This is a genomic window from Nocardioides sp., from assembly GCA_037045645.1.
In the GTDB taxonomy this organism is placed as follows: domain Bacteria; phylum Actinomycetota; class Actinomycetes; order Propionibacteriales; family Nocardioidaceae; genus Nocardioides.
In genome coordinates, this window is sequence record JBAOIH010000003.1 from 1 (window position 1) to 20,088 (window position 20,088).

A 20,088-nucleotide genomic window follows, 5' to 3' on the forward strand; every position below is an offset into this window, starting at 1 on the left:
GCCGGCATCCATGCCGGGCTGCACTTGCACCAGGATGGCGTTCACGTTGCGGTTGTTCGCCTGCGAGGCCTGGATGGCCTCCAGCAGCCCTGGCACGCCCGGTCGGTTCAGGCTCGGGTTGGCCGCGGTGCGGGCGCGCTCGTTGACGATGGCGTCGTTGTCCTTCAGGAACTGCGCTTCCTGTGCGTCCTTCAGCGGGATGAAGACCATCGGGTCGCCACCGGACGAGACCATCCGTCGCGTCAAGCCGACCACGGTGTAGTCGTGGCGGCGGATGCGGATGCGTTCGCCCAGGGCAAAGCCCGTGCGAACGTCGGCCACTGCTTCGTAGTGGCTGCGGGTGACGTGCCGGCCCGCCACCAGGTAGCCTGGTTCGCCCGGTTGCCCGGGCTCGAAGCCGACCACCATGGCGCGCACGTCGTCGTTGTCGCTGCTGGGCGCACCATCACCCGCCGATGCGCGACGTACCTGCATCGTCAGGTAGGTGACGTTGGCAGCGCGTGCCACCCCGGGCAGCCCGAGCACGCTGCGCACCGTGTCGTCGCGCAGGCTGGACGATTCCGCGTACGGGCCCTGGGTGCCTTGCTGGACCACCCAGAGATCGGCACCGCTGTTGTTCAGCAGTGCGCGCGCGTCGTCGACCATGCCGCGGTAGACGCCGGCCATGGTCAGCGTCACGCCGATCAACAGGCCCAGGCCCATGCCGGTCAGCACGAACTTGCCCCACGAATGCAGGATGTCGCGGCCGGCCAGGCTGATCACGGCTGTTGCCCCGCCAGCGTCTCGACCACCGTGATGCGGCTGCGCGCGCCGATGTCCTTTTCGCTGTACACGATGACCGTCGTGCCGGGTTTGACGCCCTCGAGGATCTGCACCTGGCCATCCAGGCTGGTCAGGCCAGTGCGCACCGGCGCGAAGCGCAGGTCGCCGCCGTCGAGCGTCCATACGCCGATCTGCGCCTGCAGCCGCCTGATGGCCGCATTGGGCAGCAGCACGGCGTTGGCGGTCGGCGGCAGGGACAGCGTCACCTCGGCCAGTTCGCCCACCGACAGGTCGCTGGGTGCCTGGTCGAAGCTGACCTGGGCGACGCGCTCTTCAGTCACGCTGTCGCTGATGGTTTCGACGCGCGCGACCTTTCCGGCGACGGCGCGCCCGGGGTTCGAACGCAGCACCACCTGTGCCGGCAGACCCGCCGTCAGCCCGGCCGAGCGGGCCTGGTCCAGCCGCACCTTGACCCACAGGGACGACGGCTGGATCACCCGCAGCACGGCCTGCCCGGCCACCACGGTCGACCCGGGTTCGGCATCGCGGCTGATCACCACGCCGTCGGCAGGGGCCAGCAGGCGCACGTTGGCGCGCTGCTGGCGCAGTCCAGCCCGCTCGGCCGCCAGGCGCTGTTGATCCTGTCGGGCCGCAGCCACGTTGGCAGTGGCCGCGGTGACAACCGCGTCGGCCGACGCCTGCTCCTGCAACCGGGCCTCGACGGCATTGGCGCTGATGAAGTTCTGTTGGCCCAACTCGACCGTGCGACGCGCGTTGACGGCCGCCAGCGCCTGGCGTGCCAGGGCGTCGCGGCGCTGGGCATCCGCGCCAGCCATGGCGCTGCCGGCACGCGCCACTGCGGCGTCGAGCGCCGCCGTGCGCTCGTCCAGGTCGACCGGATCCATCTCGGCCAGCAACTGGCCCGCCTTGACGAGGCTGCCGACGTCCACGGTCACGGTGCGCACACGGCCGGCCGCCGTCGGACCGATCAGGTAGCTGCGCCTTGCCTCGACCGTGCCGATGCCGAACAGAGCAGGCGTGAGCCGGCCTTCGGCTGCTTGCACGACCGTGACGCGCGTCGGCGCCAGCGGCCCCGACCGCATGACCACGAAGGCCAACGCGGCCAGCAGCAGGACGCCCAGGAGCCCAAGGACGACTCGGCGGATGCCGATGGAGGAGAGTTTCATGAGGCTTCCCCGAGGCTGCGCCGGTAAAGGGCGTAGAGGGCATCCGACTGCTGGCGCATCGCAGCCGTGCGCCCAGTCAGCATCGATTGCATGACCAGCCCCTGGATCAGGCCGATGAAACTCGTCGCAGCGGCTTCGGCGTCCAGTTCGGGGCTGACCAGCTTGCTCTGGATCGACAGATTCAACTGACCGACGAGCAGCTTGCGGTAACCCTGGAGCACGGCGCGTACCTCGCTCTTGGCCGCGGAGTCGGCAGGTTGCTGGAGCTCATGGAAGATGAACCGGGGCACGCCCGGGTGGGCGATGACGAACTCGACATGCGTGCGGAACATCGCAGACAACGCGTCCAGGGGCGTGACCGCGTCGTCCACGGCGGTCTGCAGCGTTTGCAGCAGGGTCTCGCGCACCCAGCGCATGGCCGCCAGCCAGATGGCGTCCTTGGTGGGAAAGTGCTTGAAGACGGCACCCTGCGTGACGCCGATGGCCGCTGCGATGTCGCTGGTGGTGATCAAGGCCGGGCTCGACTCGCGCGCCAGGCGCAGCGCCGCAGCCACGATCTCTGCCTGGCGTTCTTCGGTGGAGAGCCGGATCTGCATGAGGGGGTCCCGAGCGTCGTTAGTAAGTCATTGAATACTTACCACTATACGACTATGCGGCATCTGCTGCATGGGTCCCGCCTTCGGGGAGGTGCCGGGCGCATTAGCGTGGATCGGCACCGCCATCGGCGTCGTCGGCTACTTCAGCGTCGCCGTGGCCGATGCCCTGGTCATCGAGGCCATGCGCACGCTTTCCGCAGCCGAGGTGGTGGCCGACACCAATGCGTACATCGTGCTGGCGACCGCCATGTCGCTGGTCGTGTTTCGCCAGCGCACGCGGTGGCAGCAGCGGGCCGTGGCGGCCGGCGTGGTGTTTGCGGGGCTGGCCTGCATCGGGGTGGGGCGGGCGCTGTAGGGGCGGGGTTCGTCAAGGCCGACGCAGCCTTGGGCCCTGGTCAGGTCTCGTGCTGCCCCTGGTCCGCCTTGCGCCAGTCTCGCGGCGCCACACCGTAGCGCTGCTTGAAGGCTTTGGACAGCGCCGTGGCGCTGCCGTATCCCACCGCGTCGGCCACGGCCTTGAGCAATCCGCCCGCGCGCAGCTCGGACATGGCCAGGGTCAGTCGCCAGTCGGCGAGGTAGCCCGCTGGCGTGGCGCCGGTGGCCTGCTTGAAGGTCACGGCAAACGCCGTGCGCGACATGCCGGCCTGCACCGCCATGCGCTCCAGCGGCCACGCCTCGGCGGGCGCCGCGTGCAGCGCGACGAGCAGCCTGGCCAGACGGGGATCAGCCAGCCCTGTGATGAGGCCGCTGCCGACGCCGCTCGCGCCCGGGTGGTCGATCAGCCAGCGCAGCAGTTGGATCAGCACGACCTCGAACAAGCGGTCGGCCAGCAGTCGCGAGCCGCAGCGCACGCGGTCGGTCTCGGCGAACAGCAGGTCGAGCGCGGGCTGCAGGCCATCGACCTGATCCAGCGGGACGAGCACCAGAGCTGGCAGCGCCACCACCAGCGGGTTGTGCTCGGCACCATCGAAGTCGAGCGTGGCGCACGTGAAATCCGATCCGTCGCGCGGCGGGTTGTGGAAGGTGTGCGCCACCGGCCGGGGGTAGAGCATCAGCGTCGGCTCGTTCACGACGACGCGGCGTTTCAGGCCTTTGACATTGCCGTGCGTCACCACCAGCTCGCCCCGGCGCAGCACATGCAGGAAGGCGCGGCCCGGCTTCGCGTCGAAGGCGGTCGTGCCGCACAGGGCGCCGGCATGGAACAGGTGGGCCCGGACGCGGAAACGATCCAGCAGACCGGAAAGTCGATCAATGGCGGGGGGCAGGGTCGCTGCCTCCGGTTCTGAACGATGGATGGTGTTTTGAGTACTCCACAGCATCCATGGTACAGATGATGGGGACACACTGGGGACGTTGCGCAATCACATCCGGGTCGGCGGACCCGTTCCAACCCAAGACACCAGGAGTTGTTCATGAAGATGCTGAAACTGCTGATTGCCGCCACCACGCTCGGTGTGGTGGCGGATGCCGGCGCGGCAGCGCCGCAAGGCCGTGCACCCGGCTACGCGCTGGGCCAGCCGACACTGGCCCGTGCGCCGTACTCGATGGCCGACCTGGCGGCGCTGCAGAAGTCGATGCTGTTCGGCGCCGACGACGTGGCAGCGCTGCGCCAGAGCCGGGCCATCCTCGCCGACCAGACCGAGGCCATCCTCGATGTCTGGTACGGCTTCGTGGCCTCGACGCCCGAGCTGGTGGTGTTCTTCGGCGACACGCGCAGCGGCCAGCCGGACGGCGCCTACCTGGCCGCCGTCCGCAAGCGTTTTGCGCTGTGGATCCTGGACACCGCCGACGCGAAGTACGACCAGGCCTGGCTGGACTGGCAGTACGAGATCGGCCTGCGCCACAACCGGGTCAAGAAGAACAAGACCGACGGTGCCCATGGCCCCGCACAAGTGGACTTTCGCTATCTGCCCGCGCTGACCATCCCCATCACCACGACGCTGAAGCCTTTCCTGGCCAAGAAGGGGGCCTCAGCGGCGGACGTCGAGAAGATGCACGCGGCGTGGGTGAAGGCCGTGCTGTTGCAGGCCATCCTGTGGAGCCACCCCTACATCAAGGACGGGGAGTTCTGATGCCGTCGCCTGCAACGCCGGGTCGTGCGGGCACCCCGTCGCCACCCGGGCAGGCAACCAGCCTGCCAGGGTGGCGGGCCTCGCACTGGTTCAACACCCCGAGGCCCGTCGAACTGAGGGACCTGCGAGGGCGCGTCGTGCTGGTCCATGCGTTCCAGATGCTGTGCCCGGCATGTGTGTCGCACGGCCTGCCCCAGGCGCTGCGTGTGCATGAGGCGTTTCAGGGCGAGGCAGTGACGGTCATCGGGCTGCACACGGTGTTCGAGCATCACGAGGTGATGGGATCACAGGCCTTGCAGGCCTTCATCCAGGAATACCGGTTGCCATTCCCGATCGGCATCGACCAAGCCGCCGAGGCGGGGCCGCTGCCTGTCACCATGGCGCAGTGGGGCCTGCATGGCACGCCCAGTGTCGTGCTGTTCGATCGGCAGGGCCGCGCGCGACTGCACCGCTTTCGGGGTTGTCGACGACCTGGTGCTGGGCGCAGCGATCGGGCAGTTGCTGGCGGAAAGAACACCGGTCGCTGCGTCGGTGTCCCTAGATCGCGTCGGAACTGGCACGGCACGGCCAGCGTGCGACGGCATGGGCTGTGTTTCGGGGTAACGCCAACACTGACGTTGACGGCATGTCTCTCGGAAGGCGGAGTTGCTGCCGCCAAGTGCCTTCGTACGAGCCTTCACGCCGCCATGCGTGGCTCGTAGTACTCGCAACTCTCTCGAGTTGACTAGACATTGACCTCGACGTCGAGCTAGCGTGCGAAGCTCAAATGCCTGATTTTTCGATCGCTGGTGATAAATCGCAAGATCGAAAATCGGCGGTCACGAGCGATGGTCGACGCAGCGCTCGGCATCTTGCCGATATCCGGCACTGTCGGCGTTCGCTCGTGTTCCGCGAACACCCAAGTGCAGCTCGACGTACCCTTGGAAACTCTGTCCTGGTAGTAACCACCAAGGCGAGTGTTGGTCCGGGGCCCGGAGCTTCCGTGACCAGCGTGTCCATCCAGACCGGGCCAACGGCACGACTCGTTCTCGTTGAACGATCGAACCGACCCCGCCGATCGTCCGTTCCGCCATTCGTTCCGACAGGACGAGTGCCGTCGACCCGGACAGGTCAGCGAACATCTTCCGGACATCCTGGGATCGAAGGGCCCTCGGCATCGACAGCCTGGCCGCATCGACGAGAAGCCGGCTTCATCGACCTCTTCCAGTCCTCGATTCGAGCTGAGCCCGGCCCCAGGTCGGCGATCAGCGTCAACCGCGAGCGCATCGAACGCGCCGCCCGCAGCGGCGTGTTCCGCGACGGCCTCCACAAGGCCTGATCGAACAGTGCCATCTTCAATGCTTCCGATCGACCGACCCACCCGCCTCGAGCGACATCGACTCGTCCCCACCAAACGATTCAGACCTCTTCAGCGCCTTCGACCTTCGTCCGCTTTCTGCCCGGCCTGAGCGCCGTCGAAACGGTCCAGCCCGGTAGAACATTCACGTTCCAGCTGACTTCGACCAGATCGACAGGATCGGACGGGGACAACGTGATCGATTCCTGTCAGGTTCGATCACTCCGGCCAGGTCAGTGGCTTCGTTGAGGGGCGGGCTAAATTAGTGTTTCCGGCCCAAGGTGCTGCTGCGCGTAGGCTCAGCCGGGAGGTGTCAGCACCGCCAGCTGCCGGCAACGACGGCAGCGTCCCTTGTAGATGGCACCGCTCGACACCGACCCCTCGTGTCCGCACTCGAACCGAACCCGACTGGTGCCGAACGCATCGCCGGCGTGCCGGAGCACCTCGACGATCCGGCGAAGCGGCCCCAGCCGCTGAGCCAGGCCGGACATGGACGGAGACGACTACCCTGACCTCGAAGAATCCTTCCCCTTCATCCGATCACCATCCACCTCACGCACGCACACACGCACACCCGCGCGTCACCACCGAACGAGCAGCACCCGACCAAGCCGGCGGCAGCCGTCACACCGCCCTTCAACCGAGGCTGCGATTCGGTCCACCGGTCGACCCGGTCTTCCAAGGGAGTTCCGTTGTAGAACGGCCCGTTCCTGTCACGCGCCTCCCGCACGGTCGGCCCCAGTGCTAGGGCGGAAGGACCGCTGAACCCGATCTCCCGCACCAGCCGCTGACCTTCCCCACTCATGCACCAAGTCCACTGGCCCGAACGGCGCAGGTGCCTCCTGCTGGATTCGAGGTCTTGCGGTGGCGCGACTTCGGGCCGGCCCTGCTTCCTCGGCTCACCCCAAGGCGGCGCCATCCGCCAGTCGATCGGCGAACGGCGAACGGCGAACGGCGAACGGAGCGAAACATCGACTCGTTCCAGTCGAACGCCTCACTCAGGCTGAGCGCCTCTCGGAATCCGCTCATCCCGTTCGAGGAGTGCTTCATCAGATGGGCCCTGCCCCAGCCGAAGGCCCAACCCGGGCTACGTGTAAGCCGAACTGACAGGTTGAGGCGCGTGAGGGAACCGCCGCCACAACCAACCCAGCGAGCCCGGACCGAGCCAACCGACCCAGCCCGGCAGGATCGTTCCAAGGGAACGCCCCAACCCAGGACGGCAGGATCGCCGTTCCTCCAGCACGCCTCGACGGCTGGAAGGCAGAACCCACGCTGGGCAGGAACGCGATCCGTTCCAACCGAACGATCCGATGGGCCGCCGACCGGACCTGTCGAGTGATCGATCAATCCCGCCTGAAACCTACCAGTGAACCCCACCACCAGCCAAAGCGTCGTCGCGCTCATCCAGTCTTCTCCTGCCAAGTCATGGAGCCACATTGACCACTCGACAGGACGGGAGCCAGAACATCCAACACCATCACCCAGACCGCCTCGTTCCATCGGAACGCTCAACTGCCCGTTCCAACAGAACGCATGACGGCCGATCCGGTCGTTCAAGCACGACAAGTCCCGACGTTCTTCGATTCGCATCACGCCCACTTGTCCACACTGGGCGGCCAGACCAACGAGACGACCAGCCAACCTCCGCACGCCACCAACGCTGGATCACGCCTTCACGCAGTGGCCTGCTGCCGGTTCCGTAGACACCGACCTAAGCTTCTTAGAGCTTCCTCGAACTGTATCGGACTGACGTAGCCCGAGCGTCGAATGTCGGCGTGTCGGGTTGTAGAACCGCTCGATGTAGTCGAACACATCTGACCTGCGCCTGCTCCCGCGATCGGTAGACCTTGCGTGCCGTGCGTTCGGTCTTCAGAGCTGCTGAAGAAGCTCTCCATCGCCGAGTTGTCCCAGACCTCGCCAGCACGGCTCATGCTGCAGGCGATGCCCTGCTCGGTCAGCAAGCCTCTGGAAGTGCTCGCTGGTGTATTGGCTTCCCTGATCGGAGTGATGCAGCAGCGCCTGCGGCTTGTCCCCGGCGCCACACGGCCATCATCAAGGCGTCGGCCACCAACTGCGAGGTCATGCTGGTCCTGCATCGACCAGCCCACGACTCGGCGCGAGAACAGGTCAAGCACCACCGCCACGTACAGCCAGCCCTCGGCCGTCCAGATGTAGGTGAAGTCAGCGACCCATTTCTGGTTCGGGCGCATCGGCCTGGAATTGCCGGTCCAGCACGTTGTCGGCAATGGCGCTGCGCTCACCCCTGTCTTTGGGCAAGCCTCGGCGCTTTGGCCTGGCCCGCAGTGCCTGCAGCGCGCATCAGCCGCTCGATACGGTGCAGGCCGCAGTCGATGCCCCAGTACGCCAGCACGTCGTGCCAGACGCGGCGGGCGCCGTAGGTGCGGTCGCTGCCCAGGAAGCTGTTGCGAACGTGCTGCACCCAGCACCTCGTCTGTCTAGACTGCGGCTGGCTTCTGGGGCCGCACCGCGCCAGGCGTAGAAGCCGCTTCGCGAGACACCGAGCGCCTCGCACATCAGATCCGACCGGCCAGGCCCCTCGGTGCTTCGCCACGAAGCTCGAACTTCACAGTCGACTCCTTCGCGAAGTAGGCCGCGGCTTTTTTCAGGATGTCGCGCTCCATCTTGAGCTTGGCCACTTCCTTGCGCAGCCGATCCAATCTCGGCTGCCTCGGGCTTCATCACGCCTTTGCCAGGAAAGGCTTGCTGAGGATCCGCCGCCAGCTCGCGCATCCATGCTGCGCAGCACTGCTCTCGTGCAACGTCCAGATCGCGGGCAGGCCTGCGCTACCGCCACCCCGCGCTCCTTGACCAGCTTCACCGCCTCAAGCTTGAACTCCCGGCTGAACTGCCGTCTCGTTCCCATAAACCACCTCCAGTTTCATCTTCCACCTTAACAAGGTGTCCTTGAAACCGGCAGCAGGCCATACATCCATGATTGGCACTTGACCATACTACACGGGCCTGAAGGTTTAGGACGGCGCGAGATCCAGACTTGGCATGAACAGCACCTACCCGATTCACAACTTGGCATTCACGAGTATGCGGAGTTGGCGACCCGCACGAACTGCCCCTGGACGTTTCGTCGATCATCTGCTTCGTCAACTGCTCATCCGCAAACTCTGCAATTGCAGGTGAGAAGATCTGCAGTACTGGCGACCAGTCATACGGCAAACAGCCGATGGGTGAAGCGGAGGCACAGTTTAGGCATCTGGAGCCACTCCGGTTAGCAAAGCTGTTCTTGCTGCTACGACAGAGTGTCCTCCAAATATTCTTGTCAGTTGGTGGCTGTTAGAGACGCGGGCGGCCCAAAATCCAAGCCTGACAACACCACACCCTCAATGCATCGCTCCAGTCGCTTTCCTCAGATGCGAGCCGCTCCCTCGCACCAAAACGCCTATAGCAGGGCTAAAACCTGCAGGCGTAAGCAGGCCGGCTCTACCTATGAAAGCAACGGCTTCAAAGGTGCGACATGCGCTACCTGTCGTGTCGCAGGCCTGGTACAACGCGAGGTACCCGAGGCCAAATCGCATCTCCGCGCCCAAAGTCATATTGAGCACAGGACTTTCTGATGTTTGCGGTACCGGCAGCAGATTCAATAGATATTCGTAGCCTCTACTGGATATCCCGATTCGGATGGTTAAGGCTGCGAGAGTTGTCACACATTATTTGGCCAAGTCCACTTTCGAAGTCCGGGAAGGAACTTGAACTGGAGCGCGCAGACGACGCTAGGCGCAAGTCCATAAGCCGATATGCCGGCCGCTGGCATGCCAAAAAGTGGGTCATTCATCGTCAGCTCCCGGACGGCGCTGGGATAGCTCTCGTCCTTTCGAAAGCAGGCGCACGCCACTTGGCCAGAACCATCAACATTCCCGTGCGAGCGGGGGACAATTGGGGGCGCGCTGAAGAAGGTCGGTGGGCTCCGCCTGCAAGTTGGAAGCACGACTTGTTCACCACCGGGCTACTGCTGGAATACGCTGACCGCGGTGCTGAGTTCAAAACCGAACTGGAACTGCGGACGGAGAATCCGAGACTCGCGAAATATCCTGATGCGCTCATTCAGTTCGCCGCAAGCGACCAGAGCGGGCAGGAAAAGCAGTGTGTTTATTGGCTTGAGGTTGAGTCGGCCGAAAAAACGGGACGAAAGATGTTGGCACTGGCTTCAGCACTGACCGTCGTCTCGCGAGGTTTGGCGCCAGAGCTGTCAGGCTGGAAGGCGACGCACGCAGCCGTTGCTTTTCGAGTCGGCCAGAGGGACAAAAGGGGAAGACCTATTGATCACCAGCACCGAGTGTCACTGGCCGTCTCTAAGCACCTCGGGGCCAGCATTCGACTGCTTTTTGCCGAAGTCACAGTGATGGATCGAGCGCACCATCTGGTCGATCTTCACCAGACTCCCGCAGTGATCGATCCAGTCGACTTGAACTCCCCGAATGGGGCTTCTTCATCTTCGCTTTTTCATTCAAACACTGTGGGCCACTTTGAACGCGTCGTCGTAGACCGGCGTGGAGATCATTGGTTGATGAAAGTATCGCCCGCAAAGGAAGGGCGCTTCTGGGGCGAGATCTTTCACGCCGGCGAGCGGAAGGAGGGTTTCATCGTTCCGAATCTCGAGTATGGCCTTCGCCACGTTCAGCAGGTCTGGAGAGAGCGCTACTGGTGACTTCCTGTCGATTGATACCCAGCTTCCCGCAAAGTCGCGATGCTGGCGATCGAACCAAGTCGTATCCCGGTCGCGCTCGGTTCAAGTTTTGTCGCACGCGACGTATGCTGTTGTGCTTGGCGGCAATTCGAGCGGAAGCCTGAGAGCCGCGGCCGCCTTTGGCAGAACAACCTTGGGGCTTCAAGTCGAGATCACCGTCTTGCAAATTGTTCAGTTCCAAGAAAGGGAAGCAGCGAAGTTCGTGACGCCGTCCGGCGTCACAGCATTTTTCGCGACTTCGCTACCCCAAGTCTGATCAAGGCCTTGACGCAGAAGTTGCGACGCAAGCTGAAGCGCCAAGGGCTTCTGCCGTGTGAAGCAGATCGCTGAACTAGGCCGGAGCCCAACCGTTTAGTCGCGCTCGAACCTCGCCGAGCGGCAGCCTGCAGCGTGGGTGAGCTGAGATGCGGGCGAGTCCTTCGTAGAGCAGTGTCTTGGCCACATCTGCCGGATGCTTCCATTTGATCCAACATCCAAAGCAACCCGTAGACGGTGCCCAGTCGCGCCGCCGCTTCATTCCGCAGGACCTTGTCGCCGGTAACCAGTGCATGGTCGGCGCGTGTCGCGCAGCTGAGCGCAAAGCAATCGGGCAGCGACAGCGCCTTGCGCTCGGTTCCGCAGCTTGCTGAGCGAGCTGCAACCTCCTCGGGTGTCAAGCGACACAACGCCCAAGGCCAAGCTTCCGGAGCAGCGCGCCGTTCTCTGGCTCCAGCTCTCTCTCGTAGAGCAAGTCCGGCACCACCATCGTCAATCCGCAGGAGAAGGCGGCCTCCAGAAGCCCGCCCCGCTCCAGGTCAATCAGGATGGACGTGTCGGAGACCAGGATGATCATGGTCGATCAAGCCGCCTGCCCCATCAGCCGCCGGTCCAGTTCCCGCACGCTGATATTGAGGAGTTCCGCAGCCTTGGCCTCCGAGATCGCGCCTTCAGCGACGGCCCGCATGCACATGCGCTCCATCCGTAGCGGCACCTCGGGTGGCAGTGCGTTTGGTTCGGTAGATGCGGGGCCGTTCCAGCCGAGGCCCTTGATCTGCGACCAGAGGCGCCCGTAGGCCGCCTTCGTCAGCACACCAAGCTGCGCGCAGCGGACAACGAGCGAGGCGATGCTGACCTTGAACAACTTCTTCAGCTCCGCCAACTCGCCAAGTGAAATGGACGTGCGGTGGCTGCCCAGAAGCCGGAGCATCATGTCCTTCGCCATCAGGAAAGCGCCGGCAAAGCGGTCGGCAGCCTTTTCCTGCTCGGCGTCGCTCAGGTCACTGAAGCGAAGTACCAGGTGCGCCAGTTCGTGCGCCAGCGTGAAACGCTGACGCTCGCCGTTGTGGTGCTGGTTCACCACGATGACCGGCACATCGTTCTGCTCGCGGCGCTGAACAAATGCCTTCGATCCGGACACGCTTTCAGGAAGATCCAGGGCGATGACCTTGACCCCCTTGTCCTCCAGCAGCTCCGCCATGATCGGGATCGGGTCGATTCCCAGTGACCACAGCTTGCGCAGTGAGTCTGCCGCCTGCTCTGCGTCCTCGACGCGGTGAATCTCGAACTCCGGGCCGTCTGGCGCAGCCCAGGCGTCGTCCATGCCTGGCAGCAGTTCCTCTAACTCCAGGTAGCGCTCGACTTGATCGAGCACGGACGCTTCGACCGCGCGTTCTTCCTTCACGCCAGCCTGGGGCGCCTTGCGAAAGTCGACGCCCGTGAGCTCGACCTCCCGCTCACTGAGCAGGAACTCGGGCGTGATGTGAAGCGCTTTGGACAGTGCGAGCAGCACCGTCGACCCCGGCATCATCTCGCCGCGCTCGTACTTGCCGATGGCCTGAGCTGACACCTGACCGTGGATGGCGCCCTCAAGGTCGCGAAGCGAGAGGCCAAGGGCCTCCCGGGCGCGCTTCAGTCGGTTTCCGATCATCGTGTGCTCCGACTTGTTGGTTTACAGATTGACTTTGCGAAGTGTCGTTTGTAAACTCGCTCATGTCAACCTGTTTGGAGTCCTGACATGGCCAACCGTAAGAATGTTCACGTGGTTCAGCGCGGCGATCAGTGGGGCACCCTGCGCGAGGGCGGGCAGCGCGCCAGCCAAGTCTTCGACACCCAGTCGCAGGCGATCCAGTCTGGCCGGCAGATGGCGCGCCAGGGGCAGGGCGAACTGCTGATCCATGGCCAGGATGGCCGTATCCGTGCTCGCGACTCGTACGGCAACGACCCGTGCCCGCCGAAGGATTCCAAATGATCAAGATCACCTTCAAGGGCCCCAAGCCCGGCGATCTGCTTCGGGCGGCAACCGCCGCAATCGAGAAGGATCTCGAGTCGAAGGCGAAAGCTGCAGCCATGCGCCACGGCGGAATCACTGTTCGATTCAAGCGCACTGCCAGCGGCGGGCCTGCTTCAATCGAGTTGCAGGGCTCCGATGCGGCCATCGCTGCCGCGCGCTCAGCGCTGGAACGCTGAGCCGCCAAATCAGGAGGCAACGATGAAAGACTGGCTGGCCGAGATCCTGGTGGTACTTGCCTACTCGTCGCGAACCCAGTTTGCGGTTGTCTTGGGCATGGTGTCCTTCGTCGGGCTGATGGTGGCTGGTGACTACTTCGTCGGCAGGATTGAGCTTCATGGCGCGCTGGCGCCGCTGACGGACGTTGTGCGCGAGAAGCTGTTTCACAGGTACGACAAGGCGGCGTGGGCGTCTCTGGCGGCGTGCCTGTTGTTGGCGGTGAAGCTGTACCGCAAAGACCGGAAGCGGCTGTTGGGACTTTGACCAGCGCTGCCCCCACCTGCAAACCCTTGTCGGAGTCGACTGATGGCCTGCGCGATCGAACACGCTCAATTCAACTTCATTGCTGTCGCCTGTGTATGCGCAATCGTGCGAGATCGCGAGGGGCAGCCGGCCGATGCCACCCCCATCGCGGTGGGCGCGGCAGCGGCTTGCTTACCGTCGCTTCCTGATGTCCTGGAGCCAGCATTGCACCCCAATCACCGCAAGTTCTTTCACAGCGTCGCGCTGTTTGCAGGCCTGGGCTATGGCCTGCACCGCCTGTACAAATGGGAGGCCGAAGACGACTTGCAGCGGCTACTCCGTGTGGCGGGGCTGCTCGCAGGAGCGGCCTATCTGGCGCACCTGACCAGGGATGCCTTCACGGCGAAATCTCTGCCGCTGATCTAGCGGCCACTGCAGAAGAAGGCAAGACAGGTACTGACAATGACGGCGAAATCACTCGAGGTTTTCCAAGAGCTGTACCTGCGCACCCGATCCGCAGACATCTCGATACGAGACCACATCCTCGCGCAGGTCAAGGCACCCTGGAGGCACGACCCAGAGCGTGAACAGAACGTCAGGACCTATGCGCTCAAGCAGGAGGATGTGATTGCGCTCATACGTGATGCCTTTGGGGGCATCGACGAGTCCGCGCTGGTTCTTTGGCAGGAAGACGATGGCTTCCGAGTTGCGAACATCGTGCCGCGCAATGTCGGAGAACTCGGCATCTCCAAATACAACCAAATTCTCCGAGACTTCGTGACGCGAGTGGCCGAGCCGGCAGCAAGGGTCGGCGGATTTGTCGTAGCCCTGACGGCTCCCCAGCAGACGCTGGAGGATTGGCTGGAGGCCGCGCCCGCAGCTGCGTTGCGTCGATTCTCAGGCGCGGCGAATAAGTCAACAGGTGCTAGCCACCCAAAGGACCAGGAGCGGTGGTTCGAATTTCTGATCGCGGCTCACCGAACCCGGGCTCGCCTGGACGCCGACCGGCTGGCTCGTTGGCTGGCCGAAGTCGAGGGCTGGTCCGATGAAGCCGCACATGAACTCGCGATCGACTACGAGTTCGGGCTCGGATTGCTCCAGCAGTACGACGCCTCCAGGCCATGAGTCTTGTTCCGGCGCAGATCACCGACCTGGTGGCGCTGGGCGCTCCAATCCTGTGTCTCGACACTTGCACGATCCTGGATGTTGTCCGAGACATCACCCGCGAGACCGTGCGCTTAGCGGATGCGAAAGCCGGGCTCGACTTGCTGCACGCCGCCGAGTCGAAGTCTGTTCTCGTGGTGCTGATGGCCGAACAGATCGGAATCGAGTTGGCCGTCCACCTGCAGGAAGTCCAGCAGGAGGCCGAGGACAAGCTGGCGAAGTTCCACGGACAGGCCCAACGGATTCACGATGTCGCCTCGGCGTTCGGAGCGACCGGCGTGATGAGCACTGCCCATCTTCATGGGCACGTAGGCCGGGCACGCCTGGTACTGGATCGGTGGACGGCTGCCGCTATGCGTGTGCCGGACAACCCCGGCGTGGCTGGAAGGGCACTGGCGCGGGTGAACGCACCTCGGGCCCCTGCGCGCAAGGGCAAGGACTCGATCAAGGACTGCGTGATCGTGGAGGCTTACCTTGAAGCCGCTCAGCAGCTCCGAACTGCCGGCCTCTCCGCTCCGATCGTGTTCGCGTCTTCGAACACCAAGGAGTACTACGCGCCAAGCACGACGCACTTGCCTGCCGACTTTGCTGCGGACCTCGGCATGGTGTCGATGGGCTACGCCCCCAACTTTGGGGCCGCCAAGTTCATGCTGGGCCTGTAGTTCGATCATTCATAGTCTGCGCCTCGCTGCCGGATGGCTGCGATGCGCCGGTCTGTTGGCGCAGCTGCTCTACCTCTTCCAGAAAGCATCAACGGCCTTCATCCGTCGCCGCTTTTCGGTAGTCACATACACCGTGGTCGTAGCAAGCGATGCGTGTCCGAGGTTCTGCTGCGCGATCTCGATGGGCATGCCGCTGGCGATTGCATGGCTCGCGTGCGAGTGCCGCATCCAGTGCGTGCTGGCCTTCGTGAAGCGCTCCGCGCCCTTCGCGTCGCCCTGCCCTCGCAGCACGCCGGCGCAGTCTTCAAAGAAGCGTTTGATCTGGTCGTAGAACGTCGTCGCGGCGATCCCCTGCCGCGGGTCGATCGCCTGCCCGGTACTCAGCCCCGGCGCGCGCTCAGCCGCGTCGCTGGCCTTGCCGAGCAGGAACGCCCCCTGGTTGCCGATGTCCTCCGGGTCCGCATCGAGCCCCCGCGAAACCAGGTACCTGGCCAGCTCGCCCACGACATCGGCCGGCAGCGGCACCTCGCGTTCCTTCTGCCCCTTGCCGATCACCCGCAGCAACCAGCCTTCCATGGGCTGATCGTCTGACGCATCCGCCGGGTACTCGACCCACTGCAGGTCATCGACCGTCGCCGCCACCACTTCCGACAGCCGCAGGCCGGTCGCGTAGAGCAGGTGCAGCCCGAAGGTCAGCCGCTGGTTCGCCGAGGTCGCCGGCAGCATCTTCAGCTGCCCTTCGATGAACTGCCACTGCGCCAGGCTGAAGCTCCGCCCCGCGTTCACCTTCGGCCCCGAGGTCCGCGGCACGCCGACCGCCGACCACGGGTTGCCCATCAGGTAGTTCTGGTCGACGAGGAAGCCGTAGAGGTTCTTCAGGATCGTCACCGCATGCCGCTGCGCCGACGCCGACAGCGGCCCCTCGAACGGCCGCCACAGCGGCGACCAGCGCTCGCGCCCGCGGTCGCCACACCAGCGGCTGCGCGGCTGCGGGTCGGCCAGGAAGTCCCGGTACTCGATGCAGTCCTCGTTGCTCATCGAGGACAGGGCCTTGCCCTTGTGCGTGATCGCCCAGAGCAGGAAGCGCTCGGCTTCCTTGCGGTAGGCGCGCTGGGTGTGCGACAGCGCCTGCAGCCAGTCCATGCCCTGCTCGACGCCGGTGTCCCGCTGGCGCCGGCGCGCCTTGAGGTGCGCCTTCTGCTCGGGGGTGAGGCCGTGCTTGGAGCGCAGCCAGGCGAGGATGGCCTGGTAGTCGTTGGTGGCCTTCAGCAGGCACTGCGCCTGCGGGCGGCGGTACAGGCCGCGGGTGCCGTCGAGCTCGGCCGGCACGATGAACTTCTCCAAGCGGGCGGATGTCGGTGGCCGGTAGCGACCACGGCCTGCAGCTCGTGCGCGTAGAGCTTGCTGCGCGGCATCGCCACATGGCGGCCGAGCTGCAGCTCGATGCTGTCCTGGTGCTCGCGCGAGCCACTCGACGATGCGCAGGGCCTTGCCCTCCCCCATCGCCTTGATGCCGGCGTGCCACCGCCGGCCGACACCGTTGATGCGCTCGACCAGCTGGGCGAGCGTGAAGATGTCGGCGGCTTCGAGGTGGCTGGCCAGCGTCGGGTTCAGCCAGGCGGCGACCGAGTCGCCGGCCTTCGGCGACTGGGCGACCAGGCTTTCGAGCCAGCGCAGCGCTTCGAGCTGGCGCGCGATCAGTCGGGCGCGCCGGCGCAGGCGCTGCGTCGCGCGGCCGTACTCGGCTTCGTAGGCGGCGATCTGGTCGGCCTGGCGCTCGTCTTCGAGGCCGTGCGCTTCGGCGAAGGCTTCGAGGCTGGGCAGTTCGAGCGACGGGTCGGCGATGCGGGTCGCGTCGATGCGCACCAGGCGCGCGGTGCCGAACCGGTCCTCGCGCTTCGCGGCCGCGGCGAACTCGTCGCGGATCCAGGCGATGGTGGCGCGCACGGTGCGCTGGTCGGTGGCCTCGCCTTCGACGCGGAAGTAGCGCTCCCAGCTTTCGCGGGGATCGAGGCCCTGGACCACCGAGCGCATGAACGCGAAGTGGCCGACGTGCAGCTTGCGCTGCCGTGCGGCGCTGACCGGCGCGAGGCTGCGCGGCGGTGTTCGGGTGGAGGTCCCGAACAGCGGCGCCGGAGCACCAGCGCCCTGCCCTGCCCGCGCGGCCTTCGGCCGCTTCGGGCTCGGGCTGGCCAGCGCCTTGTCGTCGCGCGCGTTCATTGCGCGAGCCGCGACAGCGCGGCGGCCAGGTTGATGCGGGCCTGCGCTTCGAGCAGCGCGACCGCGTGCTCGCCGTGGTACAGCCGCGGTCGGTCGAGGAAGCTCTGCAGGACCTGCGCCCTCGCCTCCTGATACCGGAAGCCGGGCACCCACGCGTACTCCTTGCGCACGTCCTGGTCGTAGCGCTCGAAGCGCTCGGCCGGACTGCCGAGGATGGACAGGTCGATGTCGACGAGCAGCTGGGCGTCCGGGCTCGACCCCGAGCGCGGCCGGCGCGTCGTGCTGCGTGGCCATCACCAGATCGTGGACGCGCTGCGCGGTGTCGCTGTCGGCGCCGGCGCGCACGAGCGACCGGGCCGCCCACGCGGCGCTGTTCAGTTCGTTGCTTCCCGACACCGGGGCCTGCGGGTCGTAGATGGCATCGTGGAACCACAGCGCGATCGCGACCTCGCCGGCGCGCGGGCTGTGCTCGCGCCACCGCGTCCACAGCGCCAGGCACTCGCGCAGGTGCCGCTGGTCGTGATAGTGCCGCTGCGGTTCGGACCAGGCGGTCATCAGTTCGGCCTGCAGGCCGGCCGGCGCCGGCCGGCCGAGCGCCGACCAGGCCGCGGCCCACGTCGCGCCGAGCGCGGCGTCGTCGAGCGGGGCCGGGTAGGTTTCAGTCACCGAGGTGGCCGGCGGTCACTGCGCCTCGGGCCACTTCAGGCCCCACTGCTCGATCACCGCCCTCACCCGCCGGTCGCCGTCGGGCACCAGGCTGTGCAGGTCGGACTGGCCCCAGCGCAGCGCGTCGATGCACAGCAGCATGTCGTCGCTGATGGCTTCGTCGACCGCGCGCAGCTCGAACAGATCGAAGGGGAAGGCCTCGCCGTTGTAGGTCGCGGCGATGAAGAGCGCGACGCGCCGGACCTGGCCGGAGTCGCGGGTCTCGGCGAGCTGCAGCAGCCGCTGGAAGGCGTGGCCGCCCTTCGCGGTGGCCTCGCCCTTGCGCAGCACCATGCGCTGCATGTCGTCGTCGATGTCGAGCGGGCCGGCCATCGGCAGTTCTCCTTACGGATCAAGCACTTGGCCGATTGTCTCCTGGCAAGGGCCGATTTGTCACCCGTTTTTGCGCATGGTGATAAGGATACTTATCATGTAGCTGATGGGGATGGAATGTCACTCCGAAATTGACTCGATCTACTGGCGCCGCCATCGATCGGCAGCGTTTTGGCTCCCCGGTGGGCCCTAAGCCTGCTGGCGATCCGCCGCTACCGTGAACATAACCAGGTCCATCTCGCTGGGTTCCTTCCACCCTGCCCCGTGCCGCGCCGTGGCGTAAACGTCCAGAACGACTCGGCTGATCAGGGGCGACTCCCAGTCACGGTCCGCAACACGTTTCCGCATGGCCGGCGTCGTCACGGACCATTGCAAGATCGTCGGGGCGGCCTGGTCAATCCACTTTGCTTTCTCGTCTTCCGGCAAGGCTGAGAACTCGGCTCGAATCTGCTTCTGCCGGTTGGCCTTCCATGCCTCCACCAATTCCTGCTGTTCGCGCTTCGGGTCGACCTTGGGCACCGGCCGTACTTCCGCCGGCGATAGTGGCGCGGGCACTCCGCCGTCAGGAAAACGATTCGCCAGCACGGCCTTCAAGTAGCCGCCTCGGTTCATGATCTTCGAGGCGCTGGGGTCACTGATGTAGGCCTCCATGGCATCCAGGCCTTCCGTGACCTTGAGTGCCCCGTACTTCGCGACAAGGGCATCCAGGTCGGACTCACGCACGCCCAACTTCGCCGCTCGCATCACCAAGGTCACATCCGCCGCGTCAGGAATCTTGGCCTTCTCCTTCGCTTTGCGCGCGACCTTGAACTGGACGGCGTGTAGCGTGCTCTGCTCGCGATGCTCGATGAGCTCGACCTCGATCTCGGTCTCCTCGTTGATCTCGGCGACAGCCGGCATCAGGAGTTCGTTCTTGAACTTCCGAAACTCACGGGGCTTGATGCCACCACCCTCTCGAAGCACGCGGGTCCAGAACTCCGGCTCGTGGCGGCTGGTCAAGCCTCCAGGGCTGTCCTTGTAGCGGGCGCAGATCTCGTACAGCGCGACGGCGGTGTAGGTCGAGAGCCTGGCGATGGAGTTCAACTCGATCTGGGCCCATCGCTCGGGGCTGATCAGTTGCTCCTTGATCGACGGTGGGTAGTACCAGGTCACCCAGGCCTCACCGCCACGGATGTACAAGCGGGCCTCGGCGAGCAATGGGAAAGTGCGAGCTTCATCGCTGATCTTCTCTGGTGCCGCGGCCTCAAAGCCTTCGAGCAGCATGTTCCCCTGCTCGCTCGCTGCCAGTGGCCGCCAGACGACCGTCGTTTGCACCATCTGCTCGATGTAGCGCTGCACGCGCTCAGACGCCTTGGTTGTCGACCCATAGCCGCGAAGGATCGCGCTCACGGGGCTCGTGTAGCCCCCATCGGCAGCAGCTGGGCCACGCTGTGCGATCCACAGCATGACGTCATAGGCCTTGCGTCCAGTCACCGTCAGGGCCATGGTCAACGGCTCGATGGCAAGCGCGAAAACGGACTTGCTCAGCGTCCCAACTGCGCTGGACGCTGCGGGCTGATGCAAAGTTTGAGGCGCCTTTCTGACCGTCGACATGCCGAGAGTT

At 65.1% G+C, this 20,088-nt stretch carries 21 protein-coding genes and 1 pseudogene; 10 read left to right on the forward strand and 12 right to left on the reverse strand.

Annotation, left to right across the window (positions count from 1 at the left end):
• The 3 genes from V9G04_11740 to V9G04_11750 form a co-directional block, all read right to left on the reverse strand.
• On the reverse strand, nt 1-762 hold a 762-nt coding region (locus tag V9G04_11740; protein MEI2713927.1), incomplete at its 3' end, for an ABC transporter permease.
• Entirely contained in the window at nt 759-1,949 is a 1,191-nt protein-coding gene (locus V9G04_11745; GenBank protein ID MEI2713928.1) for an efflux RND transporter periplasmic adaptor subunit, read from the reverse strand. The genes V9G04_11740 and V9G04_11745, both read right to left, overlap by 4 nt.
• Nucleotides 1,946-2,545 carry a TetR/AcrR family transcriptional regulator gene (locus V9G04_11750; protein ID MEI2713929.1) on the reverse strand — a complete coding sequence of 200 codons (600 nt, stop codon included), beginning with the start codon at nt 2,543-2,545 and terminating at the stop codon, nt 1,946-1,948. Before V9G04_11750 ends, V9G04_11745 begins: the two co-directional genes overlap by 4 nt.
• A 70-nt stretch (nt 2,546-2,615) precedes the next feature.
• On the opposite strand from V9G04_11750, the gene V9G04_11755 reads away from it, so the two are divergent.
• Nucleotides 2,616-2,900 (forward strand): hypothetical protein, encoded by a 285-nt coding sequence (locus V9G04_11755; protein MEI2713930.1) that lies wholly within the window; start codon nt 2,616-2,618, stop codon nt 2,898-2,900.
• Between the two features lie 40 nt (nt 2,901-2,940).
• Here the strand turns inward: V9G04_11755 and V9G04_11760 are convergent, their stop codons facing one another.
• Nucleotides 2,941-3,864 carry an AraC family transcriptional regulator gene (locus V9G04_11760; protein ID MEI2713931.1) on the reverse strand — a complete coding sequence of 308 codons (924 nt, stop codon included), beginning with the start codon at nt 3,862-3,864 and terminating at the stop codon, nt 2,941-2,943.
• Nucleotides 3,865-3,957: 93 nt separating this feature from the next.
• Between V9G04_11760 and V9G04_11765 the strand changes: the two genes are divergently transcribed.
• Complete coding sequence (locus V9G04_11765) at nt 3,958-4,617, forward strand: protoglobin domain-containing protein (GenBank protein ID MEI2713932.1); 660 nt, start codon at nt 3,958-3,960, stop codon at nt 4,615-4,617.
• The gene (locus tag V9G04_11770; GenBank protein ID MEI2713933.1) at nt 4,617-5,318 is read left to right on the forward strand and encodes a TlpA disulfide reductase family protein; all 702 of its coding nucleotides are present in this window, start codon (nt 4,617-4,619) and stop codon (nt 5,316-5,318) included. The genes V9G04_11765 and V9G04_11770 overlap by 1 nt, the downstream gene beginning before the upstream one ends.
• Nucleotides 5,319-6,252: 934 nt before the next feature.
• Here V9G04_11770 and V9G04_11775 read toward each other — a convergent pair.
• Both V9G04_11775 and V9G04_11780 read right to left on the reverse strand, forming a co-directional pair.
• Entirely contained in the window at nt 6,253-6,444 is a 192-nt protein-coding gene (locus tag V9G04_11775; protein ID MEI2713934.1) for a hypothetical protein, read from the reverse strand.
• Nucleotides 6,445-7,626: 1,182 nt separating this feature from the next.
• Nucleotides 7,627-8,837, reverse strand: a pseudogene (locus V9G04_11780) (IS3 family transposase).
• A 1,080-nt stretch (nt 8,838-9,917) separates the two neighbouring features.
• On the opposite strand from V9G04_11780, the gene V9G04_11785 reads away from it, so the two are divergent.
• Entirely contained in the window at nt 9,918-10,634 is a 717-nt protein-coding gene (locus tag V9G04_11785; protein MEI2713935.1) for a hypothetical protein, read from the forward strand.
• A gap of 691 nt (nt 10,635-11,325) precedes the next feature.
• Here V9G04_11785 and V9G04_11790 read toward each other — a convergent pair.
• Together V9G04_11790 and V9G04_11795 are read right to left on the reverse strand one after the other, a co-directional pair.
• Nucleotides 11,326-11,505, reverse strand: a complete 180-nt coding sequence (locus V9G04_11790) for a hypothetical protein (GenBank protein MEI2713936.1) — start codon at nt 11,503-11,505, stop codon at nt 11,326-11,328.
• Nucleotides 11,506-11,511: 6 nt separating this feature from the next.
• On the reverse strand, nt 11,512-12,579 hold the full coding sequence (locus tag V9G04_11795) for an XRE family transcriptional regulator (GenBank protein ID MEI2713937.1): 1,068 nt from the start codon (nt 12,577-12,579) through the stop codon (nt 11,512-11,514).
• 87 nt (nt 12,580-12,666) lie between these two features.
• On the opposite strand from V9G04_11795, the gene V9G04_11800 reads away from it, so the two are divergent.
• The 6 genes from V9G04_11800 to V9G04_11825 are packed head-to-tail and all read left to right on the forward strand — an operon-like array spanning nt 12,667 to nt 15,227.
• Entirely contained in the window at nt 12,667-12,900 is a 234-nt protein-coding gene (locus V9G04_11800) for a DUF2188 domain-containing protein (protein ID MEI2713938.1), read from the forward strand.
• Nucleotides 12,897-13,118 (forward strand): hypothetical protein, encoded by a 222-nt coding sequence (locus V9G04_11805; GenBank protein MEI2713939.1) that lies wholly within the window; start codon nt 12,897-12,899, stop codon nt 13,116-13,118. The genes V9G04_11800 and V9G04_11805 overlap by 4 nt, the downstream gene beginning before the upstream one ends.
• 22 nt (nt 13,119-13,140) lie before the next feature.
• Nucleotides 13,141-13,422 (forward strand): hypothetical protein, encoded by a 282-nt coding sequence (locus tag V9G04_11810; protein MEI2713940.1) that lies wholly within the window; start codon nt 13,141-13,143, stop codon nt 13,420-13,422.
• A gap of 42 nt (nt 13,423-13,464) precedes the next feature.
• Nucleotides 13,465-13,827 carry a hypothetical protein gene (locus tag V9G04_11815; GenBank protein MEI2713941.1) on the forward strand — a complete coding sequence of 121 codons (363 nt, stop codon included), beginning with the start codon at nt 13,465-13,467 and terminating at the stop codon, nt 13,825-13,827.
• A 36-nt stretch (nt 13,828-13,863) separates the two neighbouring features.
• On the forward strand, nt 13,864-14,526 hold the full coding sequence (locus V9G04_11820; protein ID MEI2713942.1) for a hypothetical protein: 663 nt from the start codon (nt 13,864-13,866) through the stop codon (nt 14,524-14,526).
• Nucleotides 14,523-15,227, forward strand: a complete 705-nt coding sequence (locus V9G04_11825; GenBank protein MEI2713943.1) for a hypothetical protein — start codon at nt 14,523-14,525, stop codon at nt 15,225-15,227. Before V9G04_11820 ends, V9G04_11825 begins: the two co-directional genes overlap by 4 nt.
• Before the next feature lie 69 nt (nt 15,228-15,296).
• On the opposite strand, the gene V9G04_11830 is transcribed toward V9G04_11825, so the two are convergent.
• The 4 genes from V9G04_11830 to V9G04_11845 all read right to left on the reverse strand — a co-directional run bounded on the left by V9G04_11830 (nt 15,297) and on the right by V9G04_11845 (nt 20,078).
• Nucleotides 15,297-17,447 carry a phage integrase family protein gene (locus V9G04_11830; GenBank protein MEI2713944.1) on the reverse strand — a complete coding sequence of 717 codons (2,151 nt, stop codon included), beginning with the start codon at nt 17,445-17,447 and terminating at the stop codon, nt 15,297-15,299.
• Nucleotides 17,444-17,617, reverse strand: coding sequence for a hypothetical protein (locus tag V9G04_11835; protein MEI2713945.1), 174 nt, complete (start codon nt 17,615-17,617; stop codon nt 17,444-17,446). Before V9G04_11835 ends, V9G04_11830 begins: the two co-directional genes overlap by 4 nt.
• A gap of 511 nt (nt 17,618-18,128) precedes the next feature.
• The gene (locus V9G04_11840) at nt 18,129-18,485 is read right to left on the reverse strand and encodes a hypothetical protein (protein MEI2713946.1); all 357 of its coding nucleotides are present in this window, start codon (nt 18,483-18,485) and stop codon (nt 18,129-18,131) included.
• Nucleotides 18,486-18,674: 189 nt separating this feature from the next.
• Nucleotides 18,675-20,078: a replication initiation protein gene (locus tag V9G04_11845; GenBank protein ID MEI2713947.1), complete on the reverse strand. Its 1,404-nt coding sequence runs from the start codon at nt 20,076-20,078 to the stop codon at nt 18,675-18,677.
• Between the last annotated feature and the right edge of the window lie 10 nt (nt 20,079-20,088).

Bases quoted from the DNA above. Each gene is read 5' to 3' on its own strand.
- V9G04_11815 (MEI2713941.1), top strand. From the start codon at position 13,465: ATGGCCTGCGCGATCGAACACGCTCAATTCAACTTCATTGCTGTCGCC.
- V9G04_11770 (MEI2713933.1), top strand. From the start codon at position 4,617: ATGCCGTCGCCTGCAACGCCGGGTCGTGCGGGCACCCCGTCGCCACCC.
- V9G04_11790 (MEI2713936.1), bottom strand. From the start codon at position 11,505: ATGATCATCCTGGTCTCCGACACGTCCATCCTGATTGACCTGGAGCGG.
- V9G04_11845 (MEI2713947.1), bottom strand. From the start codon at position 20,078: ATGTCGACGGTCAGAAAGGCGCCTCAAACTTTGCATCAGCCCGCAGCG.
- V9G04_11810 (MEI2713940.1), top strand. From the start codon at position 13,141: ATGAAAGACTGGCTGGCCGAGATCCTGGTGGTACTTGCCTACTCGTCG.
- V9G04_11760 (MEI2713931.1), bottom strand. From the start codon at position 3,864: ATGCTGTGGAGTACTCAAAACACCATCCATCGTTCAGAACCGGAGGCA.
- V9G04_11755 (MEI2713930.1), top strand. From the start codon at position 2,616: ATGGGTCCCGCCTTCGGGGAGGTGCCGGGCGCATTAGCGTGGATCGGC.
- V9G04_11800 (MEI2713938.1), top strand. From the start codon at position 12,667: ATGGCCAACCGTAAGAATGTTCACGTGGTTCAGCGCGGCGATCAGTGG.
- V9G04_11765 (MEI2713932.1), top strand. From the start codon at position 3,958: ATGAAGATGCTGAAACTGCTGATTGCCGCCACCACGCTCGGTGTGGTG.
- V9G04_11840 (MEI2713946.1), bottom strand. From the start codon at position 18,485: ATGGCCGGCCCGCTCGACATCGACGACGACATGCAGCGCATGGTGCTG.
- V9G04_11775 (MEI2713934.1), bottom strand. From the start codon at position 6,444: ATGTCCGGCCTGGCTCAGCGGCTGGGGCCGCTTCGCCGGATCGTCGAG.
- V9G04_11805 (MEI2713939.1), top strand. From the start codon at position 12,897: ATGATCAAGATCACCTTCAAGGGCCCCAAGCCCGGCGATCTGCTTCGG.
- V9G04_11745 (MEI2713928.1), bottom strand. From the start codon at position 1,949: ATGAAACTCTCCTCCATCGGCATCCGCCGAGTCGTCCTTGGGCTCCTG.
- V9G04_11825 (MEI2713943.1), top strand. From the start codon at position 14,523: ATGAGTCTTGTTCCGGCGCAGATCACCGACCTGGTGGCGCTGGGCGCT.
- V9G04_11830 (MEI2713944.1), bottom strand. From the start codon at position 17,447: ATGAACGCGCGCGACGACAAGGCGCTGGCCAGCCCGAGCCCGAAGCGG.
- V9G04_11820 (MEI2713942.1), top strand. From the start codon at position 13,864: ATGACGGCGAAATCACTCGAGGTTTTCCAAGAGCTGTACCTGCGCACC.
- V9G04_11750 (MEI2713929.1), bottom strand. From the start codon at position 2,545: ATGCAGATCCGGCTCTCCACCGAAGAACGCCAGGCAGAGATCGTGGCT.
- V9G04_11795 (MEI2713937.1), bottom strand. From the start codon at position 12,579: ATGATCGGAAACCGACTGAAGCGCGCCCGGGAGGCCCTTGGCCTCTCG.